The sequence below is a fragment of the Myxococcus sp. CA051A genome, from assembly GCF_013336705.1.
Taxonomy (GTDB): Bacteria; Myxococcota; Myxococcia; order Myxococcales; family Myxococcaceae; genus Myxococcus; species Myxococcus llanfairpwllgwyngyllgogerychwyrndrobwllllantysiliogogogochensis.
The window spans coordinates 135,468-160,278 of record NZ_JABUMS010000001.1; the positions used below are offsets into that span (position 1 = coordinate 135,468).

A 24,811-nucleotide genomic window follows, 5' to 3' on the forward strand; every position below is an offset into this window, starting at 1 on the left:
GGGACCATAACCGCAATCCTCCGTCGCGGACCGCTCCGTCCGACGTCGGGGACGCGCCTTGCCTGTCAGTCAGGCTAACCGACGGAATTCGCTGCGACGACGTGCGAGCCGTCAGGCGGCATCCTCTCTGCAAACCCGACGGCCCATCGCACGGCACGGCTTCCAACACGCCGCGCGGGAGGGCTCATGGTGGACTTTCTGAAGGGCGCGACGAACCTGCTGGCCAGCCCGGAGGGCACGGCGATGAATGGGGCGGGTGACGCGGGGGGATTGCCGCCCCTGGTTTCCAACTCCATCAAGACGGCGGCGGGCGTCGCGACGGGCAACGTGTTGTTGGCGGCGAGCGGCGTGGTGGGGGTGGCGGAGGACTTGAAGAAGAACCCGCCCGCGAAGACGGAGTACGCGTCGGCTTCGGGGGGAGCGGCGGCGAAGACGGAGGGCTATGCGGCAATCCTTCCCACGGGCACCAGCGCGCTGGACCCGAAGATGCTGGATTACGAGGACGCGCTGAAGGTGCTCGAGGCGAACTTCGACCAGCTGGACCTCGCGGATGGAAAGAAGTCCGGCTCGCTGTCGAAGGACGAACTGCGGCGCGCGGCCAACGACGCGAGCCTGTCCCCGCAGTTGCGAAGCGCGGCCCGCTTCCTGACGGAGAACGCGGCGTTGTTCGAGCGGGTGGATTCGAGCGGGCTGCTCGCGCGGTTCATGCCGGTGGTGGGGCGGCTGTACAACGACGACCGCATCAAGCTGTCGGGAGTGCGCTCGGAGCTGAAGCGCGTGGGCGAGGAGTTCGCTCGCTACGGACGACCGGAGCGCCCTCGGACGCCGAAGCCCGAGCCGGAGACGTGTCCGCCCTCGACGGGGACGCCAGGCACGCGCCCTCCCACCACGGGAGGCCCATCGCCGGGCACTCCTTCACCGGGCACGCGTCCTCCGTCCACGGGAGGCCCATCGCCGGGCACTTCGTCACCGGGCACGGGTGGAGGAACGGGCCCGGTGGGTGGCGGTGGCAAGCCGCCCACGTCGAAGGACCCGGATTTTCGCGAGTACCTCGAGGCGGTGGCGGTGCTGCGCGACAACTGGGGCACGTTCGACACGGCGGCGGGGACGAAGGATGACCGCGTCACGCGCGAGGACATGGCGGCGCTGCTCTTGAGCCCCGCGGCGTCCTCGACGCTGAAGAAGGCCGCGCAGTTCTTCAAGGACAACCCGCTGTACTTCGACCGGCTGGAGATGGCGGCGGGCATCGACGGCCGCGACGGCATCATCGGATTGCTGGATGTGAAGGCGGAGCTGGAGCTGTCGGGAGGCGCGAAGCCGGGCACATCGCCGACGAAGGTGTCGAGCGCGCGCTCCATCGTCGACAACCCGAACATGAGCATCGAGGACAAGGTGCAGGCCATCCTCGGCTCCATCTCCACGGAGACGGACGCGGAGATTCTCCAGGTCATGGAAAGCATGGCGAGCGCGGGGGAGGACCGCGCGTCGCTGGGCACGTCGGACGCGGACAAGAAGAAGGCGGCGACGCTCGACGGGAACATGCGCGAACTGGAGCTGCGGCTTCAGCGACTGCTGGAGAAGCGCAAGTCCATGTTCGACCTGATGAGCAACATGTCCGCGAAGTTCAACGAGATGGCGAAGACGGCCATCTCCAACCTGCGCGGGGCCTGAGGAGCCATGGGACGCGTCATCAAACACGAAGGGGCTGAGGCGATGCGGATGGAGAGCGGCGCGGTGCAGCGGATGAAGTCCTTCGCGCGGGGCGAGGCGACGTGGGCGGAGGTGGAGGGGATGACCTTCGAGGAGGCGAAGGCGATTGCGCAGGTGGGGTGTGACCTGGCCGCGGCGGGGCGACTGGAGGAGGCGCGCATCCTCTTCGAGGGCCTGGTGGCGGGGAACCCGAGGGACGCGGGGGCTCGCGCGGCGCTGGGCACCGTGTACCAGAAGCTCGGGAGGCTGGAGGAAGCCATCGCGGAGTACAGCGCGGCGCTGGCGAGGGATGCCGCGCATCCGGTGGCGCTGGCGAATCGGGGGGAGTTGTACCTGCGCAAGGGGGAGCGGCAGGGGTTCACGGACCTCTCCAACGCCGTGGAGGTGGATCCGCACGGTGAGACGGCGGCGGGCCGCCGGGCGAGGGCGCTGGTGAAGGCCATCACCCTGGTGGCGGTGGAGAAGCTGAAGCAGGACGCCCAGCAGCCGTAGCTGGGCGCGGGGGTGGGTGTGGTGCCGCCGGCGCTCGGGGGAGTGGCCCGGCGGCGGCTGTCGGCGGGTGGGCTCGGGTGGAGAGGGAACGGGAAATGGGGGAGCCCACCTGCCGGCCGCTTTTTCGTGTCGCGTCAGGGTTGAGGCAGGTCGGCGAGCCGCTCGCCAATGGGGGGATGGCTCTGTCCCTTGAGGACGACCCAGCGGGGGGGCGCGGGGTCCATCTTGTTCACGCGGGCGGCCTTCACCAGCATGCGGCGGAACGCGTCGACATCGTGGGTGAGGCGCAGCGCGTAGCGGTCCGCCTCGCGCTCCCGCTCGCGAGAGAAGGCCCCGGCGATGGGGCCGCCGACGAGGAGGACGCCGGACAGGAGCAGGGAGAGCAGGGGGAGGGTGCGGATGTCCGCGAAGCGCATGGTGCCGAACCAGCCCCGCGTGGAGGCGGCGCGCAGGAGTCGGTCGATGGCGAAGAGGAGCGCCACCAGGGCCAGCGAGGAGGCGATGCGGCCGGGCCACTTCGGCTCATGCACATGGCCCGCCTCGTGGGCCACGGCGGCGAGCACCTCGTCCTCGGTGAGCTCCTGCAGGATGATGTCGTTGAGGACGATGGTGCGCGTGGGGCCCTGGCCCGCGAAGTACGCCTGGAGCCGTCGCGAGGCGATGGAGGTCTTCTCCACCAGCACGTCGGAGAAGGCGATGTCCGCCTGGGTCATCAGCTCCGTCATCCGCGTGCGCAAGGGGCCCGCGGGAAGGGGGTGCTGGTCGAAGTAGAGGCGCCCCCGGTACGGGTCCAGCGCGGAGGAGACGAGCAGGAGCAGGGCGACGGGCACGCCCAGAATCCACCACCAGTGGCGCGTGCGACGGGCCAGGCCGTACAGGCCGATGACGAGCGCCGCGATGGCGAGCGCCCCCAGCAGGTGGCCCTTGAGCATGTCCCGGGCGAAGGCGGCCGGGGTGTAGTTGGACATGCCGTGCTGGTGCTCCAGCGAGTACGCGAACCAGATGTCCACCGGCGCGTAGACGAGCTTCACGAACAGGTCCGTCATCAAGGCGAAGAGGACGGCCGCGCCCCAGCCCGACTCACCCCACAGCCGGTCCATGGCGCGAAAGAAGGCGCGGCTGACGGGGGCGGTGCGCAAGAAGCCGAGCCTGCGCTCCATGCCGGCCGCGGCCGCCGTGGCCATGCGGAAGAAGGGGCGGACGAGCACGCCCAGGAGCAGCGCCAGCAGGGCCAGCCGCGCGAAGGGGTCCACCGCGGCCCGGACGTAGTAGGGCAGGTGGTAGGCGTGAATCTCCGCCAGTTGCTCGGGCGTGAAGAGGGGCTCCATGCGAAGTCCCCAGGCTACGCCGCGCGGCCCCTGGCTGCCCAGTCAGGGGTGGTCCACCGGTCTACGTATGGGGCTCCAGCTCGGAGGCGGGTGGGGCGGGGACAGGCTCCCCTTCCGCGTCCGCCAGGAGCAGGGCCTTCACCTTGGCGAGGCTCTCCCTCGTGCGGTCCACGAAGGCGCTCTGCGAGCCGATGCGTTCGGCCGTCTCCAGGGTGCGCTCGTAGATGTTGATGGACTTGGTGAGCAGCACGCGAATCTTCTTCCGCAGCTCCTGCCGGTAGACGACGGACTCCTCGGCGTTGAGCTCCGAGGGCGCCGGTGAGCTCACCATCTGCGCGTAGAGGTCCTCGTACAGCGCGCCAATCTGCGAGCCCGCGGCGGTGGCCCAGTAGCCGTTGCCCACGCGGATGGAGCGCAGGTAGTGCCCTTGCGCGGACAGGAGGAGTTCCGCCTTGTAGTTGAGGTCCTCGGCGAGCTTGTCGGCGCCCTTGGCCGGGTCCAGCTTCACGTTCTCGTAGTGCAGCCGGTACAGCTCCCCCATGAAGAAGTGCGCCTGCGCGGGGAAGTAGTCGTCCACCTCGTCCTTGTCGGCCAAGGCCTCGTAGGACGAGATGGCCTTGCGCAGCGTGGCCTCCGCGGCGTCGGTGCGGCCCGCCTCCAGCTCGCAGACGCCCTGCTGCACCCGTGCCTCGATTCGGCGGTTGGCCGGGAGGTCCTCGCGCGCGGCGATGGTGGTCAACACCGCGATGGCCTCGTCGTAGCGCTCCAGGTGGTACTGCGTCTCCGCCACGCGGAAGGACGCGTCCAGTGCGTCACCCTGGCCTTTGGCCGGGTCCGCCAGCTCGGAGAAGCGGTGCCACGCCTCCTCCCACTCCTTGAGGCGCTGGTGGGCGAGGCCCGCGTTGTAGAGAGACGAGCGACGGTGCTGGCTGTTGGGGTGGAAGTCCGCCAACCGGCCGAAGTAGCGCGCCGCCTGCTTGAAGTCGTTGGCCGCGAAGGCCGACGTCCCCCCGGCGAAGAGCTCCTCGTCGTTGAGCTTGTCCAGCTCCAGGTCCGCCGTCACCGTCACCGCGTCGAACTGGAGCTCCTGCTTCGGGCCTGACTCGGAGGCCTCCGGACGCGCGGCGCTGCCCGTCGTCCGACATCCGGTGACGCCCAGCCCCAGGGCCACTACCCACCACCAACGGCTGACCGACATGTACGTCCGCTCGCTTCCCGTCACGGAATGCGCCTCCTGGCCTTGCCGCCTCAGGACAACGCACCGTCCCTCGGAGTTCCCACCGCTCAGGTGGGCGCGCCCAGTTTAATGCGTCCCCCTGTTTCGTGCCGCCCCGGCTGGCCGCCTCCCGGGCGGGCCTGGCCGGGTGCTCGGTCCAGACCTCAGAAGGTGTCGTCGCCGAGCAGGAAGCGGCCCGTCTGCCACAGGCTGGTGATGTCGTGTACGTCCAGTCCGAAGCGAGGCACCTGAATCAGGGGGATGCCCGGGCAGGCGGCCTGGAGCTGGGCGATGCCGCGTCCATCCTGCTCGGCCAGGACCTGGAGCTCGCGCAGCGTCTCCTCCACCTTGGCGCGTCGGGTGGGCGTCAGCGTGGCGGCGTCCGCCCACATGGCCTCGGTGGGCAGCGGGTGGACGCGATTCACCACCAGCGCCACCACCTCCATGCGGTGCTGCTTCAACAGGGTGTTGAAGTGGATGGCCTCATCCATGCGCTCCGGATGCGGGCTCGTCACCAGCACGAAGCCCGTGGTGGCGTCCTCTAGAAGGGCTCGCACGCCGCGCGCGCGCTCGCGGAAGCCCTCGTTCATGCCGGACAGCGACAGCATGAAGCTGGACAGCTCCTGGAGCATCTCCGTGCCGGTGAACTTGGACAGCGCGCGCAGCACGTAGCCGCTGCGGTTGAACAGCGACAGGCCGAACTTGCCTGCCTTCAGCGCGGGGGCCAGCAGCCACTTCGCCGCCTCGTTGTCCAGGAAGTCGAGGACGCGGTTGGGCGCGTCGAGGAAGTCCAGGGCGTGGGCCGTGGGCGGTGTGTCGAGCACGACGAGCTCGTACTCGCCCTTGCGGCGCAGCTCCCACACCTTCTCCATGGCGATGTATTCCTGGCTGCCCGCCAGGGCCGTGGAGAGCGACTGGTAGAAGCGGTTGGCGAGGATGCGCTCGCGCTGGTCGGGAGGCGCGACGCGGGTGATGAGGTCATCCCACGTCTGCTTCATGTCCAGCATCATCGCGTGGAGGGACGCGCGGGCCGTCACGCCCAGCGGCTCCAGCGCGGAGGACGGCACCTGCGTCTCCGCGTTGCCCAGGGCGGACAGGCCCAGCGAGTTGGCCAGGCGCTTCGCCGGGTCGATGGTGCACACCAGGCTGCCGCGGCCGTCCACCGCCGCGCGCAGGGCCAGGGTGGCCGCGACTGTCGTCTTGCCGACACCGCCGGAGCCGACGCAGATGAGGACGCGCTTCTTGGAGAGCGCGGGACCGAGGGCCGTCGTGCTCACTTCTCCCCCATCACCAGTGCTTCGAGGTGGCCCATGACCTGTTCAATCGCATCCCGACCGAAGGTGGGGAGGTACAGCCGGGGGACGGTGAACACCGGCGCGTGAAGGTTGCGCTCCAGTTTGGTGCCCGCGAGCACCGTCAGCGACGCGCGGTCATGGTTCGCTTGCGCCACCCGGTGCAGCTCGGGGTGGCCCACCAGCGCTTCCAGGTCCGCCTCCGTGAAGCGCTCCGGGATGGACTGGTTGAGCACCGCCGCGTGCGTGCGGATGTGCACCTTGTCCTTGAGCGCCGCGTGCAGCTCCAGCGCCTCGTTCACCGGCATCTCCTCCGGGAGCGCCACCAGCACCGCCGCCGTCACCGACGGGTCCACCAGCAGGTCTCGCATCTTCTGCGCCTCGCGGGACATGGGCCCCTGGGGCACCGTCTGCACGAGCACGTGCGGCACGCTGAGGAAGGAGATGGCGTGACCGGTGGCCGGCGCGTCCAGGACGATGGTGTCGAAGCGCGGCCTGCCGTCGGGGAGCTTCTCCTGCAGGTGGTACATGATCTTCCCCAGCAGGACGAGCTCCTGCAGGGACGGGATGAAGCGCAGGAAGTAGCGCACCAGCCGGTTCTCGAAGACCGTTTTGTAGAGGGCCTCGAAGCGCAGCACCATGAGGCCGTACTCGCGCATGGCCTCCTGCGGACGCACGTCCACCGCCCAGAGGTTCTCTTCCAACAAGGTGACTTCGGGGCCGGCGGCGGGGTGCTCCAGGAAGCGACTGATGCGCTCCTGGGTGTTCACCTCGCACACCAACGTCCTTCGCCCCGCGCGCGCCGAGCGAAGGGCGAGCGCCGCGGCAACCGTGCTCTTGCCCACGCCGCCCTTGCCGGAGACGACCCACAACCGCTTGTCCAGGAGCCCTGCCATAAGAGAGCGGCGAACCGTAGGAATCGTGTCTCCAGGAGTCAACGCGTTTGGCCAAGGGGTGTTGCCCTGCTTGACACGTCGCGTTGCCCCCTCGCAGAGTGCGGCGTCTTTTTCCCGACGTCCTGTTGGCGGGTGTCTCCCGCGCGGGTGAAGCTCCTGATTCCCATGCTCAAGAACAACCCGATGATGAAGAAGCTCGTCGAGACGGGCGAGGAGCGCGTCGGCAAGCTGGCGCAGCAGCTCCTGTCGAACGAGAAGTTCGTGGCGACGGTGCAGACGCTGGTGTCGCGCTCGCTGGCGGCGAAGGGCACGTTGGACAGCGCCCTGCGCTCGGCCCTGTCGGCGATGAACCTGCCGTCCACCGCGGACCTGGAGCAGCTGCGCGCGAAGGTGGATGACCTGGAGCGGCTGCTCGCGTCGGTGGAGAGCAAGGTGGACACCCTGGTGGCGCAGAAGGCGCCGTCGTCGAAGAAGTAAGCACCCGGACCCGTACCGGGGAGTCCAAGGCCCATGCGGCGCATCGCCTTCATCAACGAGAAGGGCGGCACCTGCAAGACGACGCTGGCGGTGAACACCGCCGCGTGGCTCGCGAAGGAGCGGGACTTGCGGGTGCTGCTGGTGGACCTGGATACCCAGGGGCACGCCGGCAAGGCGCTCGGCCTGGACGTGCGCACGCTTTCTCGCAACGTCTTCCACCTGTTGACCGACGACACGGTCCGCCTCGAGGACGTGGTGCGCCCCTCGGCTGTGCCCGGGCTGGATGTGCTGCCCGCGTACAAGGAGATGGCGGACTTCCCCGTGGTGGTGGCGGCGGACGCTCGCCGGGCCCACCGGCTGGCGGACCGGCTGGAGGCGGCTCGGGAGGCGGGCTACGACGCCGTCGTCTTCGACTCGCCGCCGTCCATGGGGCTCACGACGCGCAACATCCTCGTCGCCGCCACGGAGGTGGTGGTGCCCGTGGCGCTGACGTACCTGGCGCTGGACGGCTGCGCGGAGGTGGCGGACACGGTGCGGCAGGTGGGCGAAGCCGAGGGACGTCCGGAGCTGAGCGTCACCAAGGTGGTGCCCACGCTGTACCGGAAGACGGCCCTGGCCACGGCGATTCTGGAGCGGCTCCGGGCGTACTTCCCGGACTCACTGGCCACCACGCCCCTGGGCTACGACGTCAAGGTGGACGAGGCGCAGAGCCACGGGAAGACCATCTTCGAGTACGCGCCCCGGAGCCGAGGGGCGCGGATGCTGTCGGCCATCGCCGCGGAAATCCACGGTGGGCCCGCTCCCCGGAAACGGAAGCGGGCGGCGCGAGCCGACTAGGGTTCCTGCTTCTTCTGCTGCTCGAACTGCTCGAGCTTCTTCTCCAGCTCCTCCAGACGCTGGGTGAGCGACTGCATGTCGCGGCCCAGGGCGGGGAGGTTGCCGGTCAGGTTCTCGACGACGTGCTTGACGCGCTCGTCGATCTTCCGCTGCCAGTCCTCGAAGGCGCGCTGGCTGGCCTTGAGCAGGTCGGCGGGGGACAGGCCACCGGCGGCAGCCGAGTCAGCGGCCTGCAGGGGCTCCTCGGTGGCGGCGGCGGCCTCGGGGATGCCCGCCTTGGCGGCTTCCTCGCGACGCAGGAGCTTGTCGAGACGGGATTCCGCTTCCTCTCGGATGGAGGCGACGCGGGGAGTGACCTCCTTCTGGATGAAACCAGAGATGGACTCGCCAGGGTGACGGATGATTTCCCGGAGCACCGACAGCGGCATCTGGTTCTTCTTCTTCTCCTCCTCGAAGATGATCTGCGCGAGGGTGACCGAGGTCAGGTCTTCTTTCGTGCGGTTATCGACAATCCGCACCTCGGTGCCCTCCTTGATCATCGCGGCGATCTCATCCAGCGTCACGTACCTGCTCTCCACGGTGTCGTAGAGTTTTCGGTTCGTGTACCGCTTGATGATCTTCGGCTCCTTGCTCGGAGCGCCTGCTTGCTCGGCCTCGCTCATCGGTCTCTCCGCCCCTTTTGGGCTCGACTCAAAGCCAGCTTCCATGTCTGAGTCTCGCAGGGGCGAACCTCGTACCAGAGGGGTTGGAGGCGAGCAAGCAGCGAGAACCCGACTCGCCGTACTCGCCCGGTGGCCCTATACTCGTCCCCGCCCCAGGCCTGAATGATCGTCAAGTGCGCGCGGTGCCAGACGCGGTTCAAGATCCCCGACGAGAAGGTGACCGATAAGGGGGTCAAGGTCCGCTGCACCAAATGTCAGAACACGTTCCGCGTCACCCGCGAACCTGGCGGGGAGGATGCCGGTGCGTCCTCGCCTCCCTCCTCGGCCGGGCAGGCCGACCCCTTCGCCGAGTTCGGTGTCGCTCCCGACCCCAAGGGCGTGGAAGTCACGCGCCCCGGCTTCTTCGCCCAGGGCGTCGCGGCCACGCGCGCTCTGTCGGGCTCGCCGTCCTCGTCCGAGAACCCCTCCTGGAACAGCATGGACGGGGAACTCGATACGGAGGACGGAGTCTTCCGCGAGCCCACGCGCATCGGTCCGATGCCGCGGCCTCCGCTCCAGGCTTCGGGCGCGCCGGGTGTCGCCGCGGCGCGCAACGGGGGCGCCGTGCCCCTGCCCGCACCGCCCGAAGCCATTCGTCCACCTGTCGACACTTCGACGGGGCTGTACGGCGGCGCGGTGCCCCCTCCTGTCGAGGATGGCGCGCCGATGCCGGCTGGCGCCGTGCCCTTGCCGGGCTTTGCCCCCAGTTCCCTGCGGGCCGGGCCGGGAGTTGCCTCCCCTCGGAGCGCGCCACCGGGTGGGATGGCGGCTCGCGCCATGCCGCCGCCCCCTCCGCCCGCCGCATTGCGCCAGGGTGGGGGAGCCGTTCCCCCGCCGCCGCCCGGCTCGGGGGCTCTCGCGGGCAGTGCTTCGCCCCCGGCGCCCGACGCGGACGACCCATTCGCTGACTTCCTCTCCGCCCCGATGCCTGGGGGCGCGGATCCATTCGACGCGCTGCCCGCGCCCGTGACGGGGCCCAGCATCGCCGACCGACGCCCGTCGGCTCCCGGCTCGCGAGCGGCTCCTCCCGCGCCGCCCGCCGTGGAGGACGACCCGTTCGCGTCCATCGACATCGACGACTCGACGATGGTGGGCAGTCCGCCCGCCCAGGCCGCGCCCGTCGCGTCCGCTCCTCCCAGCGTGGAGGACGACCCGTTCGCGTCCATCGACATCGACGACTCGACGATGGCGGGACAGCCGTCGTTCTCGCCGGTGGCACCTGCTTCACGCGGGGCGCCGCCGAGTGCCCCGGCCGCGCGCGGTGGCGCGGGGGCTCCGTCGGGAGCACGTGCGCCCTCGGCGGGTGGCTCCGCGCCACATGCTGCTCCGGCGGGAGCTGCTGTCGCGGCGCCACGTGCGGCCTCGGTGGGAGCACCTGTCGCGGCGCCACGCTCGGCACCGGCGGGAGCACCTGTTGCCGGGTCCGCACCACCTGCCGCCCCGACGGGAGCATCTGTTGGCGCGTCCGCGCCGCGTGCGGTCTCGGCGGGAGCTCCCCTCACCGCGCCTCCAGCGCGCGCTGCCCAGCCGGGAGCCTCCTTCACCGGGCCCGACGACGCGACGCAGGCGGGACGGCCTCCGCATCAGGGGGCTGCTCCGTCGGCCCGTGCGGCGCTGTTCTCCGGGCCTGAAGACGCGACGGTGCCCGGCCGTCCTCCGCTCCAGTCGGCTCCGGGGGGCGCGGACCCGTTTGGTGCGCTCGACCTGGGCGACGCGACGATGCCCGGCCGCCCTCCGCTCCAGTCGGCTCCGGGGGGCGCGGACCCGTTTGGTGCGCTCGACCTGGGCGACGCGACGATGCCCGGCCGTCCTCCGCACCCGGCCGCCGGGGCGGGCTTCGAGTCACCCTCGGCGCCGCCCGCGGGTGCCCAGGACCTGTTCGACCTCTCCTCGGACGGCGACTTCGGTGAGCACGCGGGCCTGCAGCCCTCCGACACCGGGCGCGCCGCGCTGTTCGGCACTTCGTCCCAGGGCGCGCTCGGGCTCGATGACTCCCAGGCGCACTCGACGGGTTCGCTCCTTGACGACGTTCCTCCCCCGGAAGAGGGCCTGGACTTCGGAGGAGTCACGCTCGGCCGCATTGGCGGGGCGGGAGTGGGGCAGCGCGAGGTGCTCGAACTGGACCCGCAGATGTCCGCCGCGCCCGTGGTCTCCGTGGCCAAGCCCACGGCCCGGCCGGAAGACGTCGGCATTCCCCAGGCCCGGCCGCCGAGTCGCGCGCGCAAGGTGACGGCGCTGCTCGTCAACCTCATGGTGGCCGCGGCGCTCGTGGTGGGACTGGGCGCGGTGGGCAGCGTCTATCTGAGCGAAGGTCGACTGGACCTGTCGGTGCTGTCGCCCGAGAACCTGCGCGCCCTCGTCGTCCCCGCCCCCAAGCCGCTGGTGGCGCTCGACGTCTCCAACGGCCTGTTCGAGACGCAGGCGGGGCGCCCGCTCTTCTTCATCCGGGGTGACGCGGAGAACCGGACCGCGTCGGCGACCCACATCCGCGTGCGAGGCGCCCTCTTCGATGGCGACCAGCGCGTGCGCTCCGTCGAGGGGCTCGCGGGGCTGGTGGCGACTCCCGAGGAACTCCACGCCGTGGGCAACGCGGAGGCGGCTCAATCGCTGCGCAAGCGCCTGGACGCGGGCGCCGTGTCCGTGGCGCCTGGGGCCCGCGTGCCCTTCCTCCTCGTGTTCCACGAGTATCCGGCGGCCCTCGGGAGCTTCCGGCTCGAAGTCACCGTGGAGGCCGTCCCGCCACCCGCCGAGGCCGCTCCCGCACCGACGGAGGCCGCGCCGCCTCAGGCACCCGCCCAGGCCGCGCCCACGGAGTAAGCGCCATGCCCTCAGTGGACGACGCACGCAACGTCGCCAGGTTCCTCCACGCGCTGGGTGGCGGGGCCGAAGTGCGCCGCAAGGCCGCCGCGAGGGAGTTGTCGCGCGGTGACCCGTTCGACGCGAATGAGCTGGTGGGTCACCTCATCTCCCTCTCGCGTCACGGCTGGGAGCCCGCCACCTGCGTGCTGTCCGACTTCCTGGCCGCGCTGGAGCAGGAGGCGGAACACATTCCCCACGTCACCGAGCTGCGCAGGCTCGCCCACGTGCAGGCGCTCGACTCGGTGGCGGACCTGTTCGCCCAGGGCCCGGCGAAGCGCGAGATGAACCCGGATGCCGCCGCGCGGGCGGACGCCAACGCCTTCTCCCAGTCGCTGGGTCACCTCAAGCAGCAGGCCCGGCTCACCAGGGACCCGGACACGCTGTCGCGCCTGGCCACCGTCAGCAACCCGTCCGTGCTGCGCAACGTCCTCATCAATCCGCGACTCACCGAGGACCTGGTGGTGCGCATCGCCGCCCGCCGTCCGGCCCGTCCCGAGCCCTTGCTGGAAATCTGGAGGTCCGCCCGCTGGTCCGTGCGCCATGCGGTGCGCCGCGCGCTCGTCTTCAACCCGTACCTGCCCCCTGAAATCGGCGCGAAAATCGTCCCCCTGCTCAACACCAGTGACTTGCGCGAGATCACGTCGAGCACCGCGCTGCACCTGTCCCTGAGGGAGCAGGCCGCGCGACTGCTGACGGAAGGGCCCGCGGCGCAGCGACCCACGAGCGAGGAGTCGCCCGAGCCCCCACGCGGAGCCCGTCACTCCCACGACTGAACGGGAGTGGAAGAGGGGACGAGCGGACTAGCGGCGGCGCGGTGAGTCGTGCTCGCTGTACTCGGCGTCGGTGGAGCCCCGGCGCGAGGACGGCAGCGACTTCGCGTCGACCAGGTCCTCGCCCTTGGACGCCTTGCGGAACGAGTAGACGAACTTGCCCACCGCGTTGCCAAGCTGACCCATCCGGGCGGCCGAGAAGACCACCAGCAGGATGAAGCCGAGGACGATGATTTCTCCGAGGCCGAGGCCCAACATGATGAGGGCACAGTGCAGCAAAGGAGCAGGGGAGGCAAGCCGCGCGTCCACCCGTGGACGCCCGTCCGCTCTTCTGCTGCGCACGGACCGGCTTCCATCGCACACTGCGGCCCATGCTCCTGCTTGCCCACCGAGGCGCCTCGGCTGACGCCCCCGAGAACACCCTGGAAGCCTTCGCCGAGGCCGCCCGGCAGGGTGCCGACGGCGTGGAGCTGGACGCCATGGTGTGCGGCTCGGGCGAGGTGGTGGTCTGCCACGATGAGCGGCTGGAGCGGCTGGCGCGGCTTCCCTGGGAGGTGCGCCACACGCCCTGGTGGAAGCTGCAACGCGCCGACGTGGGGACGTCACTGGGCTTCGCTCCGGCGCGCATCCCCCTGCTGGAGGATGTGCTGGACGCGCTACCGCCGCAGCTCATCGTCAACATCGAGCTGAAGTGCGACCGGTTCGACGACGACGGGCTCTCCCAGAAGGTGGCGGACCTGGTGCGCCGCCGGGGACTGGCTGAGCGCGTGGTCGTCTCCAGCTTCAACCCGCTGTGCCTCTTCCGCCTCCTCGCCGTCGCGCCCGAGCTGCGGCGGGGCTACCTCATCGACCCGGACCGGCGCTGGGGCGTGCACGCGTACGCGGTGAGCCCGCTCGTCTCGTCCCACTCGGTGCACCCCTACTACGAGGACTGCACTCCGGAGCGGGTCGCCACCTGGCGCGCCGCGGGGCTGCGGGTGGCCACCTGGACGGTGGACGACGCCGCGAGGGCCCGCGCGCTGGAGCAGATGGGGGTCAGCTACCTCATCACCAACCGGCCCGGCGCGCTGCGGGAGGCCCTGCGCGCCGCGGCCTGACCGCCGTGCCTAGAAGTCCAGGCCGAGCGTGGTGCTGAAGGCGAACACCGCCGGGAGACCCCGGTCCTCCAGCGCGTTCGGATTGTCCGCGCGAGGCGTCTCGACGCTGCCCGTGCGCGTGAGCGACAGCTCCGCGCCCAGCTGCAGCACGCCGCCGATGAAGCGCACGCCGCCGTAGATGCGCTGGTTCACGTTGTCGCCGAAGGACACCTTGGCGTAGTTGTCCGTGCCCGTCAGCGCACCGCGCGAGTCGCCCACGGTGGAGTCCTCGTAGCTGCGCGAGGGGTCGAAGTCGAGGCGGCTCGTGGTGGCCCCGACGAAGCCCAGGTCCAGGCCTCCGTAGGGCGTCAGCGTCACCATGCCGCCCAGGGGGAACTGCTTGCCGACGCCGATGTCCAGGCCCATCACCGTCAGGCTCAAGTCCCGGGCGCCGAACAGCTTCGTCACGTGCCCGCGCAGGCCCACGTCCGGCAGCCACGTGAAGCCCTCGTTGACAGCCCACTTCACCTCGCCGGTGGCCACCACCTGGCTGCTCTTCTCCACCCAGCCCACGCGCCCTCCCAGCTCCAGCGAGAAGGGCAGGCCCTTGCGCACGTGGAAGGAGGGGATGAGCACCGTGGAGGGCTGCTCCGGGTTCTCCGTGGGGATGCGCACGCTGTCCGGCAGCGACACCACGGACAGCTCCGCGTTGACGGCCCAGGCCGAGTGCCCCGTCGTCTCCGGCGGCATCAGGTTCGCCGAGGTGATTGCGGCGCCCATGACGCGGGCGAAGGCGCGGAAGTTCGCGTTCGCGGCGGCGTTGGTGAGCGCTCCGCCCTGCATCGCCTTCGGATCTCCGAAGTCGGCGATGCGCAAATCGTTGTCGTCCGCGTATGCGGTCGCTCCCGAGACACACGCCGCCAGGGCGAGCCACCGACTGAACGTCCGCATTCGAGTCACCGCCTCCCGGGAACCCGCCGGCCGGGGGCGCCCCACAGCGGCGGACGCTAACGCCAGCCCGCGAGGAGCGTCAACAAAACGGGCGGCCCTTCCGACGAGTCTCGTGAGGAGAACCCACCGGAAGGGCCGCCCGGAAGGCGGCGCCGAGTGTCGTCAGACGCCTACTGCGGCTGCGGCTTCACCCCGCCAGGGCTCTGGCCCGTGACTTTCTGGGCGACTTCGGCCGGACGGCGGCGGATGACCAGGGTGCGGCGGCTGGCGAAGTCGGTGCTCTCCCGCGCCACCACCAGCACATTGTTGTTGCCTTCCTTCAGGGTGAACTCGGTGGAGAACTTCAGGGTGTTCGGCTCGCCACCCTTCGGGTCCACGCCCTTGAAGTAGACCTTCTGGTCGTTGACCAGCACGTAGACGTCCAACAGGCCGTTGGGGTCCGTCACCACGCCGGACAGGGTGAACTTCTCCCCGTTGGCGACCAGGCCGCCCGCGGACGGGTCCGCGTCCAGCTTGATGTCCGGCGGGCGCCGCGTCGTCGTCCACGCCAGCTTCGGCTGCACGGGCTTGCCCGTCTTCACCTCGCGGGCATCCTGGGCGCGCACGAAGGCGAAGCGGTTCTTTTCCAGCTCCACGCGGAAGAAGCCCTTGTTCGCGGCCTCCACGGGCAGCACCGCGGCCGCGTTCAGCTTCGCCACCGTGCGGCCCCCTTCCACGGGCGAGCCGAGGAACTCCGTCTTCTCCGCCACGCGCACCGAGCCCTTCTTCGCCTCGAGCGTCGCCACCGGAGCGTCCTTCACGGGCAGCTCCATCTTCTCCATGACGAACTCCTCCAGCGGCTCGTCGATGATGGCCAGCTTCAGCGGGAAGGTGTCGCCCTTGTAGCCCTTCTTCACCTCCACCTGGAACCGCGCCGTCTTCGTCTCGCCGGCCTTCAGCTCGCCCAGCTTGAAGCGGCCCTTCTCGATGAAGATGTTCGCGTCCCCGCCATTCTTGATCTGCGTGAAGGAATCCATCGCGACGCCGGGGCCGACGTTCGTCACGTCCAGCAGCACCGCCACCGACTCGCCCCGCTGCACCGTGCCGTCGCCGTTGCAGCTGGCGCAGTCATCGACGACCTGCCAGTTGAAGGCGAAGGACGGCCGCGGCAGCTCCGCGAAGTTCAGCTCCGACACGCGCGTCTCCGGCAGCGCGCCCTGGTCGTCGAAGAAGCGCACCGTCACGTCGTCGCGGCGGCTGGTCAGGTCCTTGGGCAGCCGGACCTTCACCTTCCAGGACTTCTTCTCGCCCGGGTTGAGCGCGCCGAAGAGGAACTCGCGGCGGTCCAGGAAGGCGTTGTCGCTCTCCGTCCAGGCGCGCACGCGCTTGAGCGGCTCGGTGCCCTTGTTCTCCGCCGTCACCACCATCTCCAAGAGCTCGCCCGCGTGAATCTTGGTGTCCGGCGTCGGCGTCAGCGTGCCCGTCAGCTGCACGTTCTTCGGCGTGGGACCCGCGCTCCAGTCCACACCCAGCGCGGCGATGGCGGCGTTGATGCGGGTCTCCTCTTCACGGCGCTTCTGCTCGATGAAGGCCTTGCCCTGCTGCAGCTGCTGCTGACGGGTGGCCGCCGGGGCCTTCAGCACGTAGTCCCGCGCGAACTGCACCTCGAAGTCCTCCTTGATCTCCTCCTGCGACTCCGCGTCCAGCTGGTCGTCCAGGTCCTCGCCCTGGCCCGCGACGTCGAGCAGCGGGTCGTTCTCCCCATGCGGCTTCTTGTCCCCGTCCTTGCTCGCGGCGACGGCCTTGGGGTTCTTGGGCTCCTCCTTCGCGGCGACCGCCAGCTTCTCCTGCTGCTTGGGGTCCACCTTCAGGTACTTGAGGCTCTCGCGCGGCTTCTCGCGGTCCAACACGTCCTCGCGCTTCTTGGCGACGGTGGCCGAGTCCGGGTTGCCGAAGTGCTGATCCAGGTCCGCCTCACCCATGGAGCGGCGCGACGCGAACACGTCCACGCGCTCGTCGGTGACGCGAGTGGGCACCAACTGGATGTCCGGGACGATGCCCACTTCCTGGATGGAGACGTCGCCGGGCGTCAGGTACTTGGCGATGGTCAGCTTCAGCGCGCTGTCGTCCGGGAAGTCGTACAGCACCTGGACGCTGCCCTTGCCGAACGTCTGCCGGCCGATGATGACCGCGCGGTTGAGGTTCTTCAGCGCGCCCGCCACGATTTCCGACGCGGAGGCACTGCCCGCGTTGACGAGCACCGCGATGGGATAGGTGTCCTCACCCTCGGTGGGCCGCGCGCGCTTCTCCTCGCGCAGCTTGTCCGACAGGCCCACCGTCGCGACGATGGTGCCGTTGGACAGGAATGTGTCGGACACCTGGATGGCCTGCTCCAGAAGGCCGCCCGGGTTGCCACGCATGTCCAGCACCAGGCCCTTGAAGCCGCCCTTGGCGTCCGCCTGCTTGCGCAGCTCACCCAGTGCCGACTCCAAATCCCGCGTGGTGTTGCCCTGGAAGTTCTTCAGGCGGATGTAGCCCACGTTGCCGGAGAGCATCTTGTGTTGGACGCTCTCGATGGAAATCATCGCGCGGGCCAGCGTCATCACGCGGGGCTTGTCCCAGCCGTCGCGCTCCACGGTGATGATGATGCGGCTGTCCACCGGGCCGCGCAGCTTGGACACGGCCTCGTTGAGGTCCATGTTGACGGTGGACTCCTCGCCAATCTTCTTGATGCGGTCGTCCTTCTGGATGCCGGCGCGGTGCGCGGGCGTCTTGGGCAGCACCTTGACGACGGTGAGGTTGCCCTCGCGCATCTGGATGACGAAGCCCAGGCCGCCGAACTCACCCTTGGTGGACAGCTTCATCTCCCGGTACAGCTCCGGGCGCAGCAGCACCGAGTGCGGGTCCAACGTGGACAGCATGCCGTTGACGGCCGCGTACTCGATGTCGCGCGTGTCCTCGATGGGACGCATGTTCTTCGACAGGAAGTCGAACACGTCCTTGAGGGCGAAGGACATCTTCCACAGCGAGTCGACATGCCCGATGTCGAACTCACGCGTCTTGCCGTTGACGTTGACGGCCAGCTTGCCCGTCTCCGGATTGCCGTCCACCAGCACGTCCGGAACGCTCTTCTCCACGTATTCGAGCGAGGAGATCATCATCTCCTTCGGCTTGATGCGCTTGGGGTCGACGTAGTTTTCCTTCACGTAGAGGATGACCTTGGTCAGCACGCGAAGGCTGTTGAGGTCGTGGGGAGCCTTCTCGCCCTTGGCGGAGGGCAGGCTGCCATCCCAGGTGCCTTGTCCCTGCCCGGCCTCGGCCGCTCCCATCATCAGCGGAATCGGCGCCCGGTGACTGCCCACGAGGGCCCAGGCGCCGAGGAGCACGGCAACAGCGGCGATGCGGCGGAGAAAACGCGGCATGTGATTCATCCAAGCTGGAGCGCTTGTGGGCGCCCCGGGGTGTGGCGTGAAATGCCTAGAAAATCCGAACGTTTGAAACGGTAGCTGGGCATTGAAGCGGCCGGGCAAGCCTAATCACGGCTTTCTGGTGCTTCAAGGCATCGACTCTCCGCTGAAGAGGCAGAACGTCCCTGGCGGGCACTGCGTTCCCGCCTTGGAGGGACCGACAGTCGGTGGAGGCGTTTATTTCAGGGCAGCGCCCCCTGGCTGCTCGTGGGCGGAGGCGGCAGAAGGTTCGCTTCGCGCAGCCCTCGGTACATGAGCGTCCCGGCGACGATGGCCACGGGCAGGAAGAAGGTATTCAGGATGGGAACCCAGAGGAGCAGGTAGACGCCCGCTCCCAGGCCCAGGGTAAGGGCCCGGCGCTGGCGGAGCATGCGCCTCACCTCGGCGAAAGGGTAGAGGTGACGCGTCATGGGGGCCGCCAGGAACTCGCCCGCCATCCAGGTCATGGTCCACAGGGCACCGAGCACCGTCCACAAGAGGCTGCCCACCCCGGGCAAGAGGTGGAGCGGCAAGAGGAGCGTCAGCCCGGCGAGCAGGAAGAACAGCCGCGCCAGGGTGTGTGCAAGCCCCGTGACGATGCCCCGCACGAAGCTGGACAGGGTGAAGGGCGGGCCGTCGCCTCCCCCACAGAGGGCCTCGGTGGCCTCGGAGAGGGGGTCCTGGAGGGGGGCCAGCAGGAGCGGGGGGACGATGTTGGCGCCCACCACCCACAGCACGAGGCAGGACAGGACGAGCACCGTGTACCAGGCCCCCCGGCCATACCAGGACTCGGGCTGGGTCCAGAGGGAGCCCAGGGCCCCCGGGGCGTAGTGCCACAGGAGCCAGGCCAGCCCCACCAGGGCGACGGCGGTGACGGCGGCGCACAGGGCGGACAGGACGAAGAGGCGCCGGGAGCGGAAGATGAGGCCGAAGGCCCGGCCGAGCAGGCCCAGCCCCTGGAAGAAGTCGGCCAGGCGGGGCTGCGGGGAGATGGAAGGGATGGGGGATGGGGGGGGCATGGCGGGGCCGGTGTGCAAATCGAAAGCGGCTCTGGAGTTACACGTTATATAGGGCGCGCTCATGTCCCTCGACCTCAAGCGCGCCAACTCCGAGCCGATCACCTCCGTCGACCTGCTGGTGTCGGGTTTTCGGTCCGCCGAGAAGCCCCAGGGCCACCTTCGTCTGGGCCTGGAACACGAGAAGCTGCTGTTCCCCGTGGGTTCAGACGCTCCTGTCCCTTACGAGGGTCCGTCCGGAGTGGGGGCCCTGCTGAACCGGCTGGCCCCCGAGGGCTATGTCCCCTTCCGGGAGACGCCCGAGTCCCCGGTCATCGCCCTCCAGCGGGAGCGCGGCGAGGCGACCATCTCCCTGGAGCCGGGTGGACAGTTCGAGCTGTCCGGCAGCCCCTTCCACACGGCGCGCGAGGCGCACGCGGAGAACCTGGCCCACCTGAAGCAGGTGAAGGCGGCGGCGGGGGAGCTGGGGCTGCGGCTGGTGACGATGGGGTACCGCCCCACGGGCACGACGGCGACGATGCCGTGGATGCCCAAGTCGCGCTACCTGGTGATGCGGCGCACCCTGCCGGAGCGGGGCCAGCTGGCGCTGAACATGATGTTGATGACGGCCACCGGACAGGTGTCGCTCGACTGGAAGGACGAGGCGGACTGTGTCCGGAAGACGGTGGTGGTGGCGCGGCTCTCCCCGGTGATGAACGCGCTGTACGCCAACAGCCCGCTGGTGGACGGCAAGCCCTCTGGCTACCTGTCCTACCGCAACCGCGTCTGGGACGAGGTGGACCCGACGCGCTGTGGCTACCTGCCCGCGTTCTTCGACGGCTCCTTCTCGTACCGGGCCTATGTCGAATGGGCGATGGACGCGCCGCTGCTCTTCCTGCGCCGCGAGGGCCAGTACCTGCACCCGAAGCTCACCTTCCGACAGTTGCTGGAGCAGGGCTTCGAGGGACAGCCCCCGGACCTGGCGGACTGGACCGACCATCTCTCCACGCTCTTCCCCGAGGTGCGCCTGAAGAAGGTCGTCGAGGTACGCGGCGCGGACTGTGGAAACGCGGCGATGACAGGCGCGCTGGGCGCGTTGTGGCGCGGAATCCTCTACGACGCCACGGCGCTGGACGAGGCGGAGCGGCTGTTGCCGAAGCTCACGTACACCGAGCACCTGGCCTTCCACGACACCGCGCGCCGCGAGGGGCTGGCCGGGAAGCTGGGCACGCACGAGTTGTACCGGCTCGCGGAGGAGATGGTGGGCATTGCCCGGCGGGGCCTGCTGCGCCTGGACGCGGCGGACGCGCCCCTCCTGGACCCGCTGGCGGAAGTGGCCGCGTCGAAGCGCTCCCCCGCGGCGGTGCTGCTCGAGGCGTGGGCGAAGGACCCACGCCCCGAGACAGTGCTCTCGCTGGCGAGCGTGTGAAGCGAGGCCGCTAGAAGCGGCCGCCCAGCGTGAGGTTCGCGTTGAAGAGGCTGCCCTTCGCCGCGCTGTTGGTGCCTGGGCGGTCGACGACGTCCTCGCCGCCCAGCAGGCGATAGGTGGCCCGGGCCCCCGCGAACAGGACGCTGCCGAAGCGATAGTCCACGCCGGCGGCGAGCGGAATCTCGGTCATCCAGTCGTTCTGGTAGACGTCGTCCGCGCCGTCGGAGGGGTCCAGGTAGCTCAGGCCGAAGCCCGCGCCGACGAAGGGCCGCCACTTCTGGTCGATGAGCGGCCCGGCCTTGGCCAGCACGCCGAAGTTGTTGCGCCACAGGCCCGCATCCTCGTCGTCGATTCGACGCGAATCGATGGGCAGGCGTTGCAGCTCATAGCCCACCTCGATTCCCACGTACTTCCACGCCTGGGCGTCGGCGTTGATGCCGAACGTGGCGCCCACGCCGACGTCCTCGCCCAGGTCTCCCGTGAAGCTGCCGAGACCCAGTCGCACGTCCATGCCGACCTCCGGCTCCTTCTTCATGTCCAAGGCCCCGGCCACTCGCTGGGCCTCGATCGCGAAAGCCGGGCTCGCCAGAGCCATGGCAGCCACGGCGACTCCTCCCACCATCGAACGTCGCATCGCATACCTCCCCGAAGTTTCGGTCAGCGACAAGGTGGGCATCCGTTGAGTCGGCTACAGAGAGGGCCCGCTGGGTTGGCGGTGGACCGCAGGGCCCTCGAGGAGCCGGACGGGAAGGCGCTCAGCGGCGGCCGAACAGCTTCTTCAACCCGGACAGCAGGCCGCCCGGACGCGCCTCGGGTTCGCCAATCAGCGGCGAGCGGGCAACGAGCGCCTCGCGCCCCGCGTCGTCCAGGTCCTCCAGGGAGAGGGAGACGGGCTGGCGGCGGACTCCGGGCAGCGTGGCTTCCAGCGAGAGGGCTCCGTCGGCGGAGAGCGAGAAGTGCAGCTCCACCTCGCCCGCGCGCTCCACGTTGAGGGAGAGCCGACCCAGGTATTCGTTCTCCGCCGCGAGCGGCGAGGGGCCCTGGAAGAGGGCGAGCTCCAGGGGGCCTGGAGCGATGGGGATGACGAGCGTCTTGCCGGCGGGCAGTCGCGTCGTGCGCTCGAGCACTCGGCGCAGGGTGCCTCCTCGCTCGGCGACGCCAATGGGCGCGGAGAGCACCTCGGAGACGGAAGCGGCGGGCTTGCCGCCTTCAGCAAGCACGATTCCGCGGCCGAGCAGCGCGGCGCCCAGGGCCACGCCGCCTCGGGCGTCGACGTCGTCGCGCACGGGGACGCCCAGGCTTTCCTCCAGCCGGCGGCGGACCAGGGGCGTGCGTCCCTGTCCGCCCACGAGCAGCACGGCGTCGAGGCCCTGGGGCGAGAGGGCGTTCGAGTCGAGCACTTCGCGCACGACGGACGTCACACGCTGGGCGAGGTCCGCGGTGAGGGCCTCCATGCGCTCGCGGGTCAGCGGGGGCACGGTGCCCGAGGGCAGGGTGACGTCCACCTGTTCGCGCTCGGAGAGGGCCACCTTGGCGGCCTCGGCGGCGGTGCGCAGGGGGCCCCAATCGAGCGCGTGTTCAGGGCGGGGAATGCCCTGGTCCGCGAGGTCGCTGGCGAGGGCTTCCGCGATGCGGGCGTCGAAGTCCAGGCCACCCACCGTGGGGTCGCCGCCGGTGGTGATGACCTCCAGGTCGTCGCCGGTGACTTGCACCACGGCGACGCCGAGTCCTCCGCCGCCCAGGTCGATGACGAGCACGCGCTTGCGAGCCAGGCCGCGTCCGTGTCCGTGGGCCAGGGCGGCCGCGGCGGGGGCGGTGAGGATGCGCTGTGCGTCGAGCCCCGCGAGGGTGGCCGCGTCACGCAGGGCCGCGCGCTGGCGGTCCGTGAAGTGGGTGGGGGCGCAGATGACGGCGCGGGTGGCCTTGCGTCCGACGAAGGTCGTGGCGGCGTGCTTGAGTTCGCGCAGGAGCAGGGCCGTGAAGAGGGTGGGGGCGACGAGCCGGCCACCGAGCTCCACGCAGGCATCTCCGCTCGGGTCGGCCGCGACGGGGAAGGGGAGTTGTGGGGCCAGGGCGCGGAGTCGAGGGGAGCGCGCGCGCAGACCGAGCAGACGCATGAGGCCGGGCGCGGCACGGCGGGGAGCGCGCATGGCTTCGACTTGAGCCGCCGGGCCGACGAGCAGCTCGTCATTGCCGTCCACCGCGACGAGCGCGGGAAGTTCGTGGCCGTCCGTGCCCGGGAGGGGAACGAGTCGAGCGACGCCTTCGTGGAAGACCGCGACTCGGGCGTGTGAGGTGCCCAGGTCGATGCCGAGCACCACCTCTGGAACGGAGGAGGAGGTGGAAGGCGCGGAGACAGGGACCTCCAGGAGCGCACGGCGGCGATTGCGCGCGGTATCGGCGTCCTGGGGGGCGGGTGGCTCGGTGGGTTCGGTGCGTGCCTCGGTGACGGGGCGCGGCGAGGTGGCGGGGGCTGGCTCCGCGCGAGCAGGGGCGGGGGTGGTGGCCCCTGGGGACTGGTCGGTGGGACCCGTGTTACTGGCTTGAAAGGCCAGTGTCGTGGGGGCCTGCTCGGCCGTGGTGGCTGGCTGAGTGGCGGAGGCCGTTGCTTCCGTCGAGGAGGCGGAGTTGCTGGTGCTGGTTCGAGTCTCGGTCGAACTGAGCGCAGCGGGCTCCTTGAGGCCATCTGCGGCGTGCTCGGAGCGTGGCGTCGGCGATGTCGCGGAGGTGGAGTCGCTGGAGGTGGCGCGCGCCTCGATTGTGCCGGGTGCGGTGGGCTCGGTAGCGACTTGGGCTGCGTGCTCAGGGCGCGCAGTTGGCGATGGTGTTGAGGTGGAGTCGCTGGAGGTGGCGCGTGCCTCGATTGTGCCGGGTGCGGTGGGCTCGGTAGCGACTCGGGCTGCGTGCTCAGGGCGCGCAGTTGGCGATGGTGTTGAGGTGGAGTCGCTGGAGGTGGCGTGTGCCTCGGGCGCTCCGAGTACGGTGTGCCCCGTAGCGACTCGTGCTGCGTGCTCATCGCGCGCAGTTGGCGATGCCTCGGAGGTGGCGCCGCTGGCGTCTCGCTCCTCGGGCGCTTCGAGTGTGGTGGGCTCCGTAGCGACTCGTGCTGCGTACTCAGCGCTCGCGGTCGGTGATGCCTCGGAGGTGGCGCCGCTGGCGTCTCGCTCCTCGGGCGCTTCGAGTGCGGTGGGCTCCGTAGCGACTCGTGCTGCGTACTCAGCGCTCGCGGTCGGTGATGCTTCGGAGGTGGAGGCGTTGGCGCGTGCCTCGGTCGCTCCGAGTACGGTGGCCTCCGTAGTGACTTGTGCCGCATGCTCGGAGTGCGCTGTCGGAGCGCCTGTCTTCGCTGCGGCGGCGGACGCGCTTCCGTCGGTGCGCGCCTCGGTCAATCCGTGTGCAACTGGCACGGTGGAGGACTGTTCGGCTGTGGGCGCCGTAGCTGTTGCTGGGGTACCCGTGTCGGCGGGAGCCTCGTCCGGCCGCAGTGCGGCTGGCTCCATGGAGTCCACTGAGGTTGCGGGCGCCGGACCTGCCGTAGTTGCCGCTGTGGTCTTCGTGACGGCGAGCGCCTCAGACGCCGCCTGCACGGCAGGCCCCGTGGATGCCCGTTCGGTCGGGGCGACTGCTGGGTTCGTGCGAGCCGTAAGCTCCCTGGAGGCGCGAGCGTCCTGGGTCGCGGGCAGCTCGGTCCTTGCCGCGGACGGCGTGACTGCTGGTTCAGTGCGACCTGGGAAATTCGTGGAGGACCGGGCCGCTGAAGTGGCGAACGACTCAGCACGTGCCGAGGTGTCTTGCGCTGCCTCCGACGCCGCGTTCTCGATGCGCGACAGTGCCGCTGCCGTGGACTCAATGTCGGTGCCGACGTTGGTCTGGGTGTGAGCAGTGAAGATAGGGACGGTCGTGTTGTTCGGCGACTCGGTACGTGCCCGCAGGTCCATGGACACGGCTGCCTCGGTGGCAACCATGGCCTCCTCATGCGAAGCGAGCGACTGAGTCGAGGGCTCTTCCGTGATGGCTGATTCAGTGCCGCTGGAGCTGGCCGTGATGCCCCACGGGTCTATGTCGCTCGTGGGCTCGATGGGCGACGTGGGGGTCGACTCGGCGCGAGAAGACGCAGCAACTGCGTGAGACGGTGCCCCGGAGGTGTTCGTCGGCTCGAAGCGTTTGTCGTCGGCGCCCTGACGGCTGGAGGGCGAAGCCTGCTCCTCGGTGCCCCGAGACATCCCGGTGGCTGCGTCGAGAGGGGGAGGGGCAGTCACCTCGGAGGGACTGGCCTCCCAGGCTGGGACCTCCGGCGTTCCGAACCAGGGCACCTCGGACGACGTGTCCTCGGTGGTACCCGAAGTTCCCGCGCCGG

General features: G+C 70.0%; 19 protein-coding genes. 8 read left to right on the forward strand and 11 right to left on the reverse strand.

Annotated elements, in window-relative coordinates:
• Positions 1-186: 186 nt before the first annotated feature.
• Positions 187-1,671: a hypothetical protein gene (locus HUA74_RS00460; protein WP_174452993.1), complete on the forward strand. Its 1,485-nt coding sequence runs from the start codon at positions 187-189 to the stop codon at positions 1,669-1,671.
• A gap of 6 nt (positions 1,672-1,677) precedes the next feature.
• Positions 1,678-2,202 (forward strand): tetratricopeptide repeat protein, encoded by a 525-nt coding sequence (locus HUA74_RS00465; protein ID WP_141644907.1) that lies wholly within the window; start codon positions 1,678-1,680, stop codon positions 2,200-2,202.
• Between the two features lie 134 nt (positions 2,203-2,336).
• Here the strand turns inward: HUA74_RS00465 and HUA74_RS00470 are convergent, their stop codons facing one another.
• From HUA74_RS00470 to HUA74_RS00485, 4 genes are all read right to left on the reverse strand, one after another.
• The gene (locus HUA74_RS00470; protein ID WP_174452994.1) at positions 2,337-3,530 is read right to left on the reverse strand and encodes a M48 family metalloprotease; all 1,194 of its coding nucleotides are present in this window, start codon (positions 3,528-3,530) and stop codon (positions 2,337-2,339) included.
• 61 nt (positions 3,531-3,591) lie between these two features.
• Entirely contained in the window at positions 3,592-4,728 is a 1,137-nt protein-coding gene (locus HUA74_RS00475; RefSeq protein WP_141644920.1) for a tetratricopeptide repeat protein, read from the reverse strand.
• Positions 4,729-4,910: 182 nt separating this feature from the next.
• Positions 4,911-6,023: an ArsA-related P-loop ATPase gene (locus HUA74_RS00480; RefSeq protein ID WP_174452995.1), complete on the reverse strand. Its 1,113-nt coding sequence runs from the start codon at positions 6,021-6,023 to the stop codon at positions 4,911-4,913.
• Positions 6,020-6,934 (reverse strand): ArsA family ATPase, encoded by a 915-nt coding sequence (locus HUA74_RS00485; RefSeq protein ID WP_174452996.1) that lies wholly within the window; start codon positions 6,932-6,934, stop codon positions 6,020-6,022. Before HUA74_RS00485 ends, HUA74_RS00480 begins: the two co-directional genes overlap by 4 nt.
• A 165-nt stretch (positions 6,935-7,099) precedes the next feature.
• Here HUA74_RS00485 and HUA74_RS00490 point away from each other — a divergent pair, with 165 nt between their 5' ends.
• Positions 7,100-7,411: a hypothetical protein gene (locus HUA74_RS00490; RefSeq protein ID WP_141644921.1), complete on the forward strand. Its 312-nt coding sequence runs from the start codon at positions 7,100-7,102 to the stop codon at positions 7,409-7,411.
• 33 nt (positions 7,412-7,444) lie between these two features.
• Positions 7,445-8,248 carry a ParA family protein gene (locus HUA74_RS00495; RefSeq protein WP_141644911.1) on the forward strand — a complete coding sequence of 268 codons (804 nt, stop codon included), beginning with the start codon at positions 7,445-7,447 and terminating at the stop codon, positions 8,246-8,248.
• On the opposite strand, the gene HUA74_RS00500 is transcribed toward HUA74_RS00495, so the two are convergent.
• Positions 8,245-8,910, reverse strand: coding sequence for a polyhydroxyalkanoate synthesis regulator DNA-binding domain-containing protein (locus tag HUA74_RS00500; RefSeq protein ID WP_174452997.1), 666 nt, complete (start codon positions 8,908-8,910; stop codon positions 8,245-8,247). The two genes, HUA74_RS00495 and HUA74_RS00500, sit on opposite strands and share 4 nt — an antisense overlap.
• A 162-nt stretch (positions 8,911-9,072) precedes the next feature.
• On the opposite strand from HUA74_RS00500, the gene HUA74_RS00505 reads away from it, so the two are divergent.
• Both HUA74_RS00505 and HUA74_RS00510 read left to right on the forward strand, forming a co-directional pair.
• Positions 9,073-11,766: a zinc-ribbon domain-containing protein gene (locus HUA74_RS00505; protein ID WP_174452998.1), complete on the forward strand. Its 2,694-nt coding sequence runs from the start codon at positions 9,073-9,075 to the stop codon at positions 11,764-11,766.
• 5 nt (positions 11,767-11,771) lie between these two features.
• Entirely contained in the window at positions 11,772-12,581 is an 810-nt protein-coding gene (locus HUA74_RS00510) for a hypothetical protein (RefSeq protein WP_174452999.1), read from the forward strand.
• 27 nt (positions 12,582-12,608) lie between these two features.
• On the opposite strand, the gene HUA74_RS00515 is transcribed toward HUA74_RS00510, so the two are convergent.
• Positions 12,609-12,920: a twin-arginine translocase TatA/TatE family subunit gene (locus tag HUA74_RS00515; RefSeq protein ID WP_246137380.1), complete on the reverse strand. Its 312-nt coding sequence runs from the start codon at positions 12,918-12,920 to the stop codon at positions 12,609-12,611.
• A 29-nt stretch (positions 12,921-12,949) separates the two neighbouring features.
• Between HUA74_RS00515 and HUA74_RS00520 the strand changes: the two genes are divergently transcribed.
• Positions 12,950-13,675, forward strand: a complete 726-nt coding sequence (locus HUA74_RS00520) for a glycerophosphodiester phosphodiesterase family protein (RefSeq protein ID WP_141644915.1) — start codon at positions 12,950-12,952, stop codon at positions 13,673-13,675.
• 9 nt (positions 13,676-13,684) lie between these two features.
• Here the strand turns inward: HUA74_RS00520 and HUA74_RS00525 are convergent, their stop codons facing one another.
• The 3 genes from HUA74_RS00525 to HUA74_RS00535 all read right to left on the reverse strand — a co-directional run bounded on the left by HUA74_RS00525 (position 13,685) and on the right by HUA74_RS00535 (position 19,049).
• Positions 13,685-14,605 (reverse strand): hypothetical protein, encoded by a 921-nt coding sequence (locus tag HUA74_RS00525; protein ID WP_141644916.1) that lies wholly within the window; start codon positions 14,603-14,605, stop codon positions 13,685-13,687.
• Between the two features lie 170 nt (positions 14,606-14,775).
• Complete coding sequence (locus HUA74_RS00530; RefSeq protein ID WP_174453000.1) at positions 14,776-18,015, reverse strand: MXAN_5808 family serine peptidase; 3,240 nt, start codon at positions 18,013-18,015, stop codon at positions 14,776-14,778.
• 218 nt (positions 18,016-18,233) lie between these two features.
• Entirely contained in the window at positions 18,234-19,049 is an 816-nt protein-coding gene (locus HUA74_RS00535) for an EI24 domain-containing protein (RefSeq protein ID WP_174453001.1), read from the reverse strand.
• Between the two features lie 61 nt (positions 19,050-19,110).
• Between HUA74_RS00535 and HUA74_RS00540 the strand changes: the two genes are divergently transcribed.
• Entirely contained in the window at positions 19,111-20,454 is a 1,344-nt protein-coding gene (locus HUA74_RS00540) for a glutamate--cysteine ligase (RefSeq protein ID WP_174453002.1), read from the forward strand.
• 10 nt (positions 20,455-20,464) lie between these two features.
• On the opposite strand, the gene HUA74_RS00545 is transcribed toward HUA74_RS00540, so the two are convergent.
• Positions 20,465-21,049: an outer membrane beta-barrel protein gene (locus HUA74_RS00545; protein WP_246137894.1), complete on the reverse strand. Its 585-nt coding sequence runs from the start codon at positions 21,047-21,049 to the stop codon at positions 20,465-20,467.
• 160 nt (positions 21,050-21,209) lie between these two features.
• Complete coding sequence (locus HUA74_RS45300; RefSeq protein WP_371817196.1) at positions 21,210-22,772, reverse strand: Hsp70 family protein; 1,563 nt, start codon at positions 22,770-22,772, stop codon at positions 21,210-21,212.
• Positions 22,773-24,811 lie beyond the last annotated feature (2,039 nt).